Raw genomic sequence first — 12452 nt, 5'->3', positions numbered from 1 at the left:
TCAATGCTTTGGCGGCTCGACCCGGCGGCGCAGCAGGGTATCCCGCGCCCGCCACAGGTAGGGCAGCCAGTTCAGGCAGAAGGCCTCCCACTTGCGCGCAGGGAAGCTCTGCGGTTTTTTGACGGTGCGCGAGGCATCGATCTGGATAAAGCGCGATTTCTGCAGCACAAGGATCGCCTCATGCCCGGTGGGGGTCTCCTCCGGCGTGCAGTAATCGGGGGGCAGGATGCGGAAGTGCTGCGGCGCCTCGGCCACGAGCCGGTTGAGCTGGCTTTCATCGTGGAACCGCGCAATGACGCCGTGCTGCAGATCCTCATCGGTGCGGGCCTTCAGCTCCCGGCAGAGGGCGAGGAACGCCGCCGCCGTGCCGCCGTTCAGCCCGCCCGCCACATAATACTGCCCGCAGTTGTAGGGGATCGAGGCACGGCTTTTGCCGCTGCGGTCGTAGGGGTGGAACATCGGAGCCCTGCCGTAGTAGGGCAGGTGGCAGACTGCCGTGAGGGTCTGCCCGGCGGCAGGGTCGGGCAGCAGCTCGGCGGCGGAGATGACGCGGGTGCAGTGCAGGTTGGCGTTGGCAAAAAACAGATAGTCGAATTTTGCGAGCGCAGCCTCCTGCCCGAGGAAGGCGTCGAACCGCTGCATCGTGCTGTAGGGCCAAGGCAGCGCCTGCTGCGGAATGCGGCGCACATCGGGCGCGTCCTCATACGCGATGTGGTCGGCATCGGTAAAGACGAAGAAGGTGCGGTCGCAGTCCGGCAGGAAGTTTGCCTTGAAGTTGGGGTAAAAATCGCGCCAGAACGCAACATAAGCGCCGGTGCAGATATAAAGAACAGCGAGGGTTTTCATACTATCACCTGTTTGCAGGACAGTTACTTTTTCAGCAGCTTTTTGGCTACCTTGCCGCCGTACTGGCGCAGGTAGGCGGCATCTTTGCCCCAAGCGTAGACGGCCAGATTCAGCACATTGGGTACAATAAGCACAATAAGGATGCGGGGCACAAGGCCAAGCCAGCCGCCGGGCATTTTGGCGCACAGTGCGTAGCTGCCGCCCATGCAGGCGGCCAGCGTGGCAAGGTGCAGCGCCTGCACCGCAAGGTAGTGCGCAAGGCCGCCCCGCATATACTGGCGGAAAACGACCCGGATGCGCCCGGCCCACATGATGCAGTGGGCCACCACGGTGGCGATCAGCGCGCCGGTGATGTCAAATCGGGGAAAGAGCAGAAAGCTCAGCGCCAGATTCACCGTTGCGGACGCGACCATAAACCACTGGTCATCCTCAAAATGGCCGAGGACGGCGCGGTAGCTGCCGAGCATCCGGTGGTTCCAGCCGACATACTCATTCAGGCAGAACACCAGCACAAAGCCGAGGGGGAGCAGCCACTGCTCACCCATCCAGGACGCCATGAACGGCTGGAACAGGCAGAAGTAGGCCGTGGCCACAAAGCTGGCAAACAGGTAGCTGAACAGGTCCATGCCCCAGAACACCTGTTTGTCGTGGTCGTTGGCGGCGGCAGATTTGTCGTAGACGATGTTGCCGATGGCGGCCGCAAAGCTGTCCATGACCTTGTTGCCGAGGTCGGTTGCCGAGGTGGAAATGGTATTGTAGTTGCCCAGAAAGGTCGTCTGGGTCGAGCCGCCCATGCGGGAGGTCACGATGGTGTCGGACGAGCCGTAGATCGTGTTGGAGAGGCGATGCACCAGAAAATACCGCAGATCGTGGAAAATACCCAGCTCTTTAAAGTCGTTGACCGTGACTTTTACATCATGCACATAGGGGAAGTCCTTTTTGAACCGCCGCGCAATGAGCAGGTTGGCCATGACATTGAAGAAAATCGTCACGCTGAAATACAGCACATAGTTCGCAAACCAGAGCGAGACGGCGATCTTGGCAAGGCTTGTCAGCACATTGCAGCAGAAGTCGATCTGGGTGCAGCGGTAGCCCTGCTGGGTGCAGGTGTACATCAGGCGGCGGGTGATCAGAAAATAGCTGCACAGCGTTGAAACTACATTTAGCCCGTACACGGTGTAGGCCGTGGCGGGGGGCACATCGGGCATGATCCAGCGCAGCGTTACCGCGCCGAGGAGCGCAAGCCACGCAATGACCATGCCGACGACCCGGTAGGCCCACTTGTACATCGACATATACTTGCTGATTTTTTCCTCGTTTTTCGCGGCGATCTGCTCATACAATCGGTAGCTGATGACGCTGCCGACACCGAACTCGGCGATCGAGAAAAAGTTGAAAAGCTGGCTGACGACCTGAGATGCGGTGGTGATCTGCGGGCCGAAGTTATCGACCAGCAGACGCCGCGTGACAAGCCCCAGCAGCAGCAAAAGCAGGCTGGAGCCCAGGGCGTAGGCCATATTCAGTAAGGTACGTTTGGTACGCAAGGCAGTTCCTTTCACAAAAGCCTTCCCCCGAGGGGGAAGGTGGCCCGGAAGGCCGGATGAGGGGAGAGTATGAGTTGTAAGCCGTTAATGGGCGGTGATGGCGAGGTTAGCCCTCATCAGTCGCCTACGGCGACAGCTTCAGTCTCCGCGTCAAGAGCCGCCTACGGCGGTTACGCTTCGACACGCGCCTGCGGGCACAGCCCCTTGGGGGAAGCCTTTAGCGGCGGCTCGCCGCCCACAGGGTAAATTTCGGCCCGAAGGTCTGCATCAGCTTTTGGAAAAGCCGCCAGTCGCGGCGGGTCGTGACCTCGGTGCCGCAGGCGTAGAGCGGGCGCAGTTGTGCAAGATAGGGCAGACACGCTTTGCGGATGGCGGCATCCTTTACCGCCGCCGTGCGGGCCTGCGGCCAGAACACATCGGCGGCCGCATCCTCCATGACGGCATAGGTCGCGGCATCCACCGCGCCGCTGGCCGAAAGCTTCGCCAGCCGCCGCTGGGCCGCCGCCAGCCCCTTGAGCCGCTTGGGCAGGTTCTTCGCGTCAGTCAGCAGGCTGCCCTGCCGCCCCACGCGGTAGTGTGTGAACACCACATCCAAAAAGTACAGCCGCTCGCAGTGGAGCAGCAGCTCCAGATCGAAGGGCCAGTCCTCGGCCCAGCAGCAGTCGGGCAGGAACTGCACGCCCGTCTTTTGCAAAAAGGACCGGCGGATGCAGTATTTCCAGACAGACCAGTGTCCGGCGCTGTACAGGGCCTTGAGGCGGGCCGCATAATCGGTGCTGTCAAAGGGGCCGGGCACCAGATGCAGGCCGTCATGCGCGGTCAGGCGGCCGTCCGGCTGCCATTCCAGATGACGGCCGATGAACCAGTCATACCCGGGGTGGGCGGGCAGTGCGGCGCGCAGTGCCTCCAGCAGGCCGGGGGCCATGGCGTCATCACTGTCCAAAAACAGCAGCCAGTCGCCCTGCGCGGCCTGCAGGCCGGTGTTGCGCGCGGCGGCCAGACCGCCGTTCTCCCGGTGGATGACCCGCAGGCCGGGGATCTCAGCGGCAAGGGCATCGCAAAGCTGGCCCGACAGATCGGTCGAGCCGTCATCGACAAGGATGCACTCCCAATCGCGCTCCCCCGCTTGCTCCGCCACGCTCTTGACACACGCCGCGAGGTAATTCTGCACATTATACACCGGTACAATAATAGAAAATCGCGGCATAACGTTCTCCTTCTCTATGCTTCCCCCAAGGGGGAAGCCTTTATAAGTTTCCACCCATCCAGATACAGCGCACTGTCTTTCGTATGCGCGTACCACCTGTCCGGGGCCCAGACCTGCTTATCCGGGGCCTCAGCCAGGTATTGCGCCCACCAGCTGTAGGTGGAGTTGCTTACCACAAACCCATGGCAGAGCTGCATAAGCGCAAGGTCGGCAGCGGCCTCGCCCCGGGGCAGAAAGACGGCGGGCAGACCGCAGGTGGTCAGGTTTGCCTGCGCCCAGTCAATGTCGTCCGAAAAGACAAAGAGCGTGGCATCGGGGTGCGCTGCCTTGACGGCGGCGATGGCACGGGCATAGTACGCCGGGGTGCAGACCTGCAGGATGGCATTCTCAGGCTTTTGGTAATCGCCGCGCCGCAGATGTACGCAGACCGGCCAGACGGCGGCGCGCAGCTTGGCCGCATACGCCCCCGCCGGGGGCGTTTTGCTGCGCAGCTCGGTTTTTATAACATCGGCAAATTCGGCAAAATATTTCTCACTCTGGAAGTACCCCCACGCGAGGAAATCTTTGCTTTTCCCTCGCCGTACCGGCGTGTAGCCGTCGGTGGCAAAGTGCAGGCCCAGCGTGTTGAGCAGCGGTGCGGCGGCAGCCTCAAAGCCGTGCCAGTCCCGCGCCAGCAGGCCGCGGCGCTGCTCGTATTTGATCATCAGCGCCTTGGCGGCGTTCTGCCGTGGCAGATGCGACTTGGCAAAGCCTGAATCGGCCAGAATTTCCACCTCGGGGCTGATGTTCAGCGCCCCCAGCGCACAGACTGTGTGGGCGGGCGCACCGTCCCGCCAGTCCTGCCGGTCCAGCAGGGTCACGCCCTCGCCGCAGCGCAGGCCCAGCGCCCGGGCAAAGGCGTAGATGAACATCTGGTTGCCGAGTCCCCCGGCCAGCTCTGCGTAGATCATGGCTGCCCTCCCAGCTTATCATAGAGCTGCTCCATGCGGCGGGCAGCGGTCTTTAGCTCATACCCGGCGGCGGCAAGGGTCTGCCAGTGATCGGCGTGGTCACCGCCCGGGGCGATGGCGTCCGCCTTGGAGGCCCAGTCAGAGAGCGGTGCGGCCAGCGGCAGAAAATGCACCAGCTCGGTCACCGAGCCGTCATCCGGCACATTGGTCGAGGCCAGACACGGCACGCCGCAGCCCTGCGCCTCGACAAGAGTGACGGGGCTGCCCTCAAAATTGCTGGGCAGCAAAAACAGGTCGAAGGCGTTCATAAAGGCGGGCACATTGCTCTGCACGCCCGCAAAAATCACACGGTCGGTCAGGCCGTGGGCCTCGGCGGCGGCGCGCATTTCCGGCTCTTTCTCGCCGGTGCCGACAAGCATCAGCTTCCACCGCACATCCTGCGCGGCCATGGCGGCAAAGACCTCCATCAAAAACAGCGGGTTTTTCTGGTGGTTGAGCCGCCCCACAAACCCGGCCAACCGGTCGGTGTCGGCAATGCCGTATGCACGCCGGGTGGCGGCGCGGGCGGCGGCATCGGGGTGGAACCGCTCTTGATCTACCGCATTGCAGGCAACGGAAAAGTTCGGCTTTTCGTCAATATGGCTGCCAAAGACGAAACGGCCGGCGGCCACGCCGCAGCCGAGGAAGTAATCGGCAAACAGCTGGTAGACCAGATGCGCCGCCCGCCAGGTCAGCGTAAGCGGCGGGTAGACGATGTGGCTGTGTACCACGATTTTAGCCCGGGGGCAGAGCAGCCGCATCATGCCGCAGACCGGCGCGCCGATCTTGCTGGCCGTGTGGTAGTGGATGATGTCGTAGTCGCGGTGGGTGCGCAGGTGGGCGGCCAGCGCCCGGATGCGGTCCTTTTTATGGTCCGGCACGGCAATGATGTGTACGCCGTGCGCCTCCAGTGCCGGGGCGGTGCTGGTCTGGTCGGGCGGGCACTGCCCCACAAACAGGTCGATCTGATAACGGTCTGTGTCAAGGTTGAGCAGCAGATTCTGCACATACCGCTGGACGCCGCTTTGCACGCCGAGGTGGTTGCTGATCATTAAGATACGCATAAAGTTCTCCGATTACCAGTAGCTTCCGCCTTCCACTTTTTCCTTGTTTGTGATGCCCTCGCTCTCATCGGGGCGGACCCAGGCGGGATTGTAGAGCTTGGAAATGACGGGATGGTCATCCCACCGGCGGCCCTTGATGCCAAACAAAAGCTGTGTCGCGCCGCTCATCTGGATGGCGGCATGGCCGGTGTCCCGCGCGTGGGCAGCCAGCGGCAGGCCGTAGGCACCCGCGCCGATGATCGCAACATCGTAGTCGGCGGCGTCCATCTTGTGCTCCATGGCGTCCAGCGCATCGAACCAGCTGTCGTAGCCGGTGTCCTGCCCGGCAAGGCCCTGCACGGCCTGAATGACCGTCAGCGAGGCAAACTCCGGCAGGATGTCCCTGCCGGGGAAAAGCTGCGCGCGCTTTTCATACTGGGAGAGGATCGTCTTGCGGAAGGGATGCACGACCAGCACCCGCTTGCCCGCGAGCGCGGCGCTCCACGGGCGGGTGTGGTAGTAGGGCTCCAGCGCGCGCAGCTCGGTAAAGCGGGTGGCATCGCAGCCGCGTATGACCTCCCGCTCGGCACCCACATTCCAGAGCGCGAGCAGCTCGGCGCTCTGGGCGGTGCGGATATAGAGTTTGCAGAACCGCTCCAGCGCGGCGTCATCCGTTGGGAAAACGCCCGAAAGGTTGCGGATGTCGGCGCGGGTGCGGTCGGCAAACGGGCGGCCGCCGTTGTGCAGGTAGTCGGCGGCGGTGCGCATCTCGGTCGCGCCGCAGCGGCCGAACAGGAAGGGCTGGCCGCTTTCCAGCAGATCACGCGCAAGGTCATTGCCGGCCCCGGCAGACAGGATAGGCACGCCGCGGTATTTCATTTTAAAGCGCAGGCCGCGGTAAAGGTCGGCGGCCTTTTGCACCAGCAGGTTATCGTTATCCATGGGCGGCTCCCTTTTTGGGCAGCAGGGTCAGCGCCAGCTCGGCGCTGTTCTGCCACAGAAAATGCTCGTTCACACGGGTCTGGGCGGCATGGCCCATGGCGGTATCGGTCTTGTCCAGCGCGGCGGCCATCTCGGCCACTGTGCTGCAGAGCAGGCCGCTGACGCCGTTCTCAATGATAAGGTCGGGGCCGGGGGCGTGGCGTGCCACCGGCGGGCAGCCCGCGTACATCGCCTCCAACAGGCTCATGCCGAAGATCTCGTTTTCGTTGAGGTTCACAAAGGCATCGCAGGCATGATAATAAATGTGTACCTGCTCGTTGGGCAGCTGGGCGATCAGGCGGCAGCGGGAGGCGAGGCCGGCCTCCTCCAGCTGTCTGGTCAGCTCGCCGCTCAGCGCGCCCTGACCGATGATGACGGCGTACCAGTCCGGCGCGGCCTGCAGCAGCGGCACAAGGTCGAGCGGCTGCTTGTAGGCATCGAGCCGCCCCACAAAGGCAAGCACCCTGGCCTGCTCGTCGATCTTGAGGGCACGGCGGATCTCCGCCTTACTGCCGGGGACCGCCGGGATGATGGCGGTGTCCAGCCCCACGGGCATCAGCCCGGCGCAGGGCACGCCGAGGCTTTCCAGCTCGGCTGCCACAGCGGGGGTCTTGGCGTAGGTCGGTGTTTTGCGGTAAACCGCAAGGTTGCGGCCAAGCAGCAGATCCATGACGCGGCGCACAACGGCGCTGTTGGAGGTGCTTTTCAGTGCGCCGAGCTGGCTGTAAAACAGGATGCCGTGCTTTTGGCAGAACCGGTACAGCCCCGGCACGCCGAGGGAATTGTCCCCCATGACATGCACGGCGTCCGCCTGCTCATCAAGCAGGATCTGCCAGCTTTTATAAAACGCCTGCACGCCGAAGGCGGCGGCGGGCATATAGCAGATCTTGACATTCGGCTCCGGCGTTTCGATGCGGGGGGCCTTGGCGCCCGGCTCCGGGTAGAGGACAACGGCGCGGCAGCCCAGCGCGGCAAAGGCGCGGGCAAGGCCGACCTCCTGCCGGTTGTACAGCCCGCGCTGGCCGGACGGACCGCGGTAAAATTGCGGGATGACGATGGTTTTCATGTGGATAGGTGTACCTCTTTTACAGAGAAAGGCAGACGGCGCCCCGCAGCGGGGGCGTTACGGGGCGGTATCCCCGGGGGCCGGTTCGTCCGCCGGGGCGGGCTTGGCGGCTTTCTCGATTTTGGGCAGGCGGGTCAGATACCGCGCGTCAAGGATCTCCAGCTGGTCATCGCGGCAGTAGGTGTGTACGCCGATGAGGTCCGCCGGAGCAATGCCGGTGATGGTGACATTCTGGGGCGTGGCGGCGCACAGCGGGATCTCGGAGCTGCCGCGCCGGGCCAGAAACTGCAGATAGAGGCCGTAGTCCACGGTCGAGCTGACCTGCGTGGGGTGGATGATCTGCTCCCCCAGCACAAAGAGGGGGCCTGCGTTGCGGCTGACAAGGTCAAAGTCGCGGTGCTGCAGGTTGTAGGTCTCATCGGGTACAAGCTCAAACGGGCCCTGCGGCGGCAGGGCGGCCGACTCCTGCACGGCATGGCGCAGGGTATAGCGGCGGTAGCGGACATAGAGCTGGTTGTCGGGCTTTGTCTCGCTGCACAGGATGGTCAGCGCCTCGGCGCGGCGGTCCAGCAGAATGGCATCGCAAAGCTCCTCATCGGTCGCAAAGCGCTGCACAAGCTCCCACCCGGTGGGAAACGCCCGGCAGCGGTAGAGCCGCAGGCTGTGGTCGCTGCCGGTTTCGGGCAGCATCCAGATCTCGCCGTTCCAGTCAAAGACAGTCGGGAAGGAGAGGTGAAAGTCCTCCTCCAGCGCGGGCTGCCAAGCGTCGATCGTGCCGTCCTCATGCAGCTCGCAGACCTCGATGCGGCCCTTGCCGGTAGAAAGGTCCATTGCCTCGGCAAAAAGCCAGCGCCGGCCGCCGCGGCGGTAGAGCAGTGGGTCGGCAAACCACCAGCCCTCGCGCCCGGGCAGGGGGGTGTAGGCCCCGCCGTCCAGCGCGGGCAGCGGCTCGGTCCCCTCGGCTGTGGGGCGGGGGCGCACGGCGATGGTGTAGACTTCCTTTTCGCCCAAAAGCTTGCGCAGCAGCCGTCTGGGCGGCATCTGCAGGGCGCGGTAAAACTGGTTCATAGCGATTCCTCGGCGGCGCGGCGGCCGTATAATTTCATCAGAGTTCTGTAGTTTTCTTCCTCGCTGAAGCGGCGGCGGGTGGCGGCGGCAATGGCCGCGCAGTCAAACTGCATGGCCCGCAGGGCGCGCACGGCCCCCGCCAGCGCGGCGGCATCGCCCGGCGCAAAGCAGAGCCCGTCAAACCCGGGGCGCACCGAGGCCCCCACATTGCCGATCCGGCTGGCCAGCACCGGCGTGCCGAGGGCGTGGGCCTCGGCGGGGACAAGGGCAAAGCTTTCATAGCAGAGGCTTGCGGCAATGACGGCATAGCTTGCGCCGATCAGACGGTGCAGCTCCGCACGCTCAAGCTGGCCGAGAAACCGGACCCGGGGCAGCGCCTGTGCGCGCGCCCAGTCGGCCAGCGGGCCGTCCCCGGCGATGAGCAGCTCGGGTGCGGTGTCGCCCAGCAGACGCCACGCCTCAATGACGGTGCGCAGCCCCTTGAGCTCCTCCAGCCGGCCGGCAAAGACGAAGCGGCGGTCGCGCTCCTCCCACGGGATGACCGGCCCGGCGGGCACATTGACGGGGTTTGGCTTGACAACAAGGCGGCTCTCGTCAAAGGTGGGGCGCAGCCTGTTGAAGGCCAGCAGCTTTTCGCGGTCAAACTCGGTCGGGGTCGTGACCCAGACACCGCGCCAGCTGCCCAGCGCCCGGTGCAGCCGGTAGGACGCGGCGACCACAAGGGTCTGCGCCAGACTGCCGCGGTAGCAGCGGTGCTGCAGTGCGCAGTGCAAGCCGCGGCGGGGGCAATCCTCGCAGACGGCGCCGTCCCGCAGCAGGATGCCGTTGGGACAGAACAGCCGGAAATTGTGCAGCGTCTGCACGACCGGCACGCCGCAGCGCTTGGCGGCGCGGACCACGGCGGGGCTGAGCAGTAGGAGCGTGTTGTGGATATGCACGGCCTCGACCCCCTCCCGCCGGATGAGGTCGCAGACCTCGCGGGCAGCGCGGCGGTTCCAGACTGCGTGCAGCGGCAGCAGCGCTTTGGCAAGGCCGTGGGCGGCCTCCTCATTGCTGCGCTCATACACCAGCACGGTATGGCCGCGGCGCTCAAGCAGGGCGCGCTCCGCGGCAAAGACGGCGTCCTCGCCGCCGGGCAGCCGGTAATGACAGTGTATCAGCAGAATTTTCAAGCCGCGGCCTCCTTGGGTGTAAAGGCAACACCGCACAATTCCCGCCTAACGGCTTAAGCACCGCTCCGGCGGCTGCGGCACGGCATCTGCGTTGCCAAAATGCTCGATAATACACAAAGTATTATCTGCGCTTTTGGCTTAGCAGCTGCCGCACCTCGCTCGCCGTATCGGCACTTAGAATTATGCGGTATTGCCTAAAATAAACCTATTTTATTATTATACCTTTTTTTGCAGTGGGGTGCAAGATGGCAAAAGCCGCGCCCAAAAGGAGGCGGCAATAAAAAAGAGGAACGCAGCTTGCGTTCCTCAAGGGGTCAGTCCTCGTCGTGGCTGTCGAGCTGGGCATCGCGCATTGCCTTGATCTTCGCCTCAAGGTCGAAGCTCTTGTTCAGGGCAGGGTAGATGGCCAGCAGACTCAGCGAGCAGGGAAACCAGAGGCTTGTCAGGATCAGCACAGCACCGGACAGAGGCCAGAACAGCGCGATGGCGGCCCAGTAAAGGCCCTGCCACAGGATGCCCAGCGCGCTGCGGGGCAGATACCCCAAAAAGAGCATCAGAGAGTTCTTGAGCAGGCTGGAAAACGGCAGATCGACCAGCGCGACCTGGGCGTAGAGGTACTGCGCGATGCCCGCCAGCAGGATCAGTGCGACAAAGATCGCCACCATGACGGCAACGCTGCCGGCCTCGGTATGGAATGCGGTGAAGATCTCCATTGCCAGCAGCAGGCCGCAGATGGCACCGGGCAGCAGCGCGGCCTTGGCGTTGCGCTTCCATGCGCGGCGGTAGGTCACCCACCAGTAGCCCGGCTCATCGCGCAGGGCGCGCAGGACGGTATCGTTGAGGCCCACGATCTGCGGGGCGGCCAGCATGCCGCCCAGAATGCCGGCCAGCAGCATCGGGATCAGCGAGTGGGTCGTGACGGCAAACCACAGCCCCAGCGCAAAGGGCAGGCTGCTGATCATGGCGAGCAGACCTGCCATCCAGAAGGTGGAAAAATCGCGGGCCAGCACCTCAAAATAGCGGGCAGCACCCTTTTTGCGGGGGGCGTTGGGCGAAACGCCCGGCCCCGGTTTGTCAAAATTCTGATGAAAAAGTCCCATGACGGTGTTCTCCTGATTCTATAAATTTTGTATGTATTTTGCCTTGCCACATATGTAGGGGCGGGGCTTTGCTCCGCCCGCCAACTTTGCCCATACAGCATCTTTCCGGGAAAGCTGCTCACCCGGAAAGATGCCCCGGGCGGAGCAGAGCCCCGCCCCTACTGCATTTTTCAGATGCCACGCCTAACCCTTCGGCCCATACATCGCCGCACCACTCGTTATCAGCACATCCGGCTCGACGCGCAGGCCGGTGCGGCGGCCCTTTTGCGCCTCGACAAGGAAGAGCCACGGTGCGCCGTTTGGCCGGTTTTTGACAAAGGCCAGCCGCTTCGGCTCAAGGCGGGCAGCGCGCAGGGCGGCTAAGATCTCGGCCAGCTGCTCGGGGCGCTGGCACAGCACAAAGCGGCCGCCGTCCCGCAGGGCGCGGCGGGCGCAGTCCACAGCATCGGCGGTGGTGCAGCTGTCGGTATGGCGGGCCTCGGCCCGGCGCGGGTCGGGGCTGCGCGGCCCGGCCGCAAAATACGGCGGGTTGCAGGCGGCAAAATCATACTGCCCCTGCTCCGGCCCGGCGGTGCAGAACTGCCGCAGGTCGGCGCAGAGCGGCGTGATGTGGTCGGCCTCGTTGTCGGCGGCGGCCTGCGCGCAGAGGGCGGAGGCCGCGGCGTCCAGCTCAAGTGCCGTGCAGGGGCCGCGGTGGCCGGCATCGTGCCACAGCAGCGAGATGATGCCGCAGCCGCTGCACATATCGAGCGCGCGCTCCCCCCGGCGGGGCAGGGCAAAGCGGCCCAGCAGCAGCGCATCGGTGCCGAAGGTCGCGCCCGGCGCGGTCAGCACGCGGGTGCCGTGGTCCAGTATCTCAACGCCCATTCAGGCTTTGCCGCGCAGCTGCGCGTATTTCAGCAGGGCCACCTGAGTCTTGCTGTCCTTGATGGTGCCGTCCATCACAAGGCCGAGCGCCTTGTCAAACGGCATTTTGACGACATCAAGGAACTCCCCGGCATCCAGATGCTGGCGGACCTCATGCAGGCCGGTGGCGGCCCACAGGTAGATCTTCTCGCTGTCATAGCCGACGGTTGCGTAGACGATGCCCAGATCGACAAAGTGGTCGGCGGTCAGGCCGCACTCCTCGCTCAGCTCGCGCTTGGCGGCCTCAAACGGGTCCTCGCCGGCCTCCAGCTTGCCGGCTGGCAGCTCCCAGATCTCCTCCCCAAAGGCATAGCGGAACTGGCGTACCAGTGTAATATTGCCGTCTGCATCAACGGGCAGGATGCAGGCCCCGCCGTGGTGATGGACGATCTCGCGGGTGGAGGTGGAGCCGTCCTCCAGCTGCACCTTGTCAACGGTGACGCGGATGACGCGGCCATTGAAGATCTCTTTGCTTTCCAGCATGGTCTCGGTATGTGCCATGGCGTTTTCTCCTTTTACAAACGGGTGAT

The 12452-nt window shown here is 64.0% G+C and carries 12 protein-coding genes; all 12 read right to left on the bottom strand.

Annotated elements, in window-relative coordinates:
• The 12 genes from OGM67_10255 to OGM67_10200 all read right to left on the bottom strand — a co-directional run bounded on the left by OGM67_10255 (position 1) and on the right by OGM67_10200 (position 12423).
• Complete coding sequence (locus OGM67_10255) at positions 1-846, bottom strand: hypothetical protein (protein ID UYJ33965.1); 846 nt, start codon at positions 844-846, stop codon at positions 1-3.
• Positions 847-869: 23 nt separating this feature from the next.
• Positions 870-2363, bottom strand: coding sequence for an oligosaccharide flippase family protein (locus OGM67_10250; GenBank protein UYJ33964.1), 1494 nt, complete (start codon positions 2361-2363; stop codon positions 870-872).
• A gap of 244 nt (positions 2364-2607) precedes the next feature.
• Positions 2608-3597 carry a glycosyltransferase gene (locus tag OGM67_10245; GenBank protein ID UYJ33963.1) on the bottom strand — a complete coding sequence of 330 codons (990 nt, stop codon included), beginning with the start codon at positions 3595-3597 and terminating at the stop codon, positions 2608-2610.
• A 14-nt stretch (positions 3598-3611) separates the two neighbouring features.
• Positions 3612-4547, bottom strand: a complete 936-nt coding sequence (locus OGM67_10240; GenBank protein UYJ33962.1) for an alpha-1,2-fucosyltransferase — start codon at positions 4545-4547, stop codon at positions 3612-3614.
• Positions 4544-5650 carry a glycosyltransferase gene (locus OGM67_10235; protein UYJ33961.1) on the bottom strand — a complete coding sequence of 369 codons (1107 nt, stop codon included), beginning with the start codon at positions 5648-5650 and terminating at the stop codon, positions 4544-4546. The genes OGM67_10240 and OGM67_10235 overlap by 4 nt, the downstream gene beginning before the upstream one ends.
• Before the next feature lie 12 nt (positions 5651-5662).
• The gene (locus tag OGM67_10230) at positions 5663-6571 is read right to left on the bottom strand and encodes a hypothetical protein (GenBank protein ID UYJ33960.1); all 909 of its coding nucleotides are present in this window, start codon (positions 6569-6571) and stop codon (positions 5663-5665) included.
• Positions 6564-7676 (bottom strand): glycosyltransferase family 4 protein, encoded by a 1113-nt coding sequence (locus OGM67_10225; protein UYJ33959.1) that lies wholly within the window; start codon positions 7674-7676, stop codon positions 6564-6566. The genes OGM67_10230 and OGM67_10225 overlap by 8 nt, the downstream gene beginning before the upstream one ends.
• Before the next feature lie 57 nt (positions 7677-7733).
• Positions 7734-8744: a hypothetical protein gene (locus tag OGM67_10220; protein UYJ33958.1), complete on the bottom strand. Its 1011-nt coding sequence runs from the start codon at positions 8742-8744 to the stop codon at positions 7734-7736.
• Entirely contained in the window at positions 8741-9916 is a 1176-nt protein-coding gene (locus OGM67_10215; GenBank protein ID UYJ33957.1) for a glycosyltransferase, read from the bottom strand. Before OGM67_10215 ends, OGM67_10220 begins: the two co-directional genes overlap by 4 nt.
• Before the next feature lie 314 nt (positions 9917-10230).
• The gene (locus OGM67_10210; protein ID UYJ33956.1) at positions 10231-11016 is read right to left on the bottom strand and encodes a hypothetical protein; all 786 of its coding nucleotides are present in this window, start codon (positions 11014-11016) and stop codon (positions 10231-10233) included.
• 183 nt (positions 11017-11199) lie between these two features.
• Positions 11200-11883, bottom strand: coding sequence for a methyltransferase (locus OGM67_10205; GenBank protein UYJ33955.1), 684 nt, complete (start codon positions 11881-11883; stop codon positions 11200-11202).
• A complete protein-coding gene (locus OGM67_10200; protein ID UYJ33954.1) occupies positions 11884-12423 on the bottom strand; it encodes an NUDIX hydrolase in 540 nt (179 codons plus the stop codon). It abuts the gene before it with no gap.
• Positions 12424-12452: the final 29 nt, after the last annotated feature.

This window comes from Oscillospiraceae bacterium (assembly GCA_025757985.1).
GTDB lineage: Bacteria > Bacillota > Clostridia > Oscillospirales > Ruminococcaceae > Gemmiger.
The sequence above is the reverse complement of the archived record's forward strand: the minus strand, read 5'-3'. Positions and strand labels throughout refer to the sequence as shown.

Coding starts and splice junctions, on each gene's coding strand:
- OGM67_10255 (UYJ33965.1), bottom strand. CDS start 846: ATGAAAACCCTCGCTGTTCTTTATATCTGCACCGGCGCTTATGTTGCG.
- OGM67_10250 (UYJ33964.1), bottom strand. CDS start 2,363: ATGGCCTACGCCCTGGGCTCCAGCCTGCTTTTGCTGCTGCTGGGGCTT.
- OGM67_10245 (UYJ33963.1), bottom strand. CDS start 3,597: ATGCCGCGATTTTCTATTATTGTACCGGTGTATAATGTGCAGAATTAC.
- OGM67_10240 (UYJ33962.1), bottom strand. CDS start 4,547: ATGATCTACGCAGAGCTGGCCGGGGGACTCGGCAACCAGATGTTCATC.
- OGM67_10235 (UYJ33961.1), bottom strand. CDS start 5,650: ATGCGTATCTTAATGATCAGCAACCACCTCGGCGTGCAAAGCGGCGTC.
- OGM67_10230 (UYJ33960.1), bottom strand. CDS start 6,571: ATGGATAACGATAACCTGCTGGTGCAAAAGGCCGCCGACCTTTACCGC.
- OGM67_10225 (UYJ33959.1), bottom strand. CDS start 7,676: ATGAAAACCATCGTCATCCCGCAATTTTACCGCGGTCCGTCCGGCCAG.
- OGM67_10220 (UYJ33958.1), bottom strand. CDS start 8,744: ATGAACCAGTTTTACCGCGCCCTGCAGATGCCGCCCAGACGGCTGCTG.
- OGM67_10210 (UYJ33956.1), bottom strand. CDS start 11,016: ATGGGACTTTTTCATCAGAATTTTGACAAACCGGGGCCGGGCGTTTCG.
- OGM67_10205 (UYJ33955.1), bottom strand. CDS start 11,883: ATGGGCGTTGAGATACTGGACCACGGCACCCGCGTGCTGACCGCGCCG.
- OGM67_10200 (UYJ33954.1), bottom strand. CDS start 12,423: ATGGCACATACCGAGACCATGCTGGAAAGCAAAGAGATCTTCAATGGC.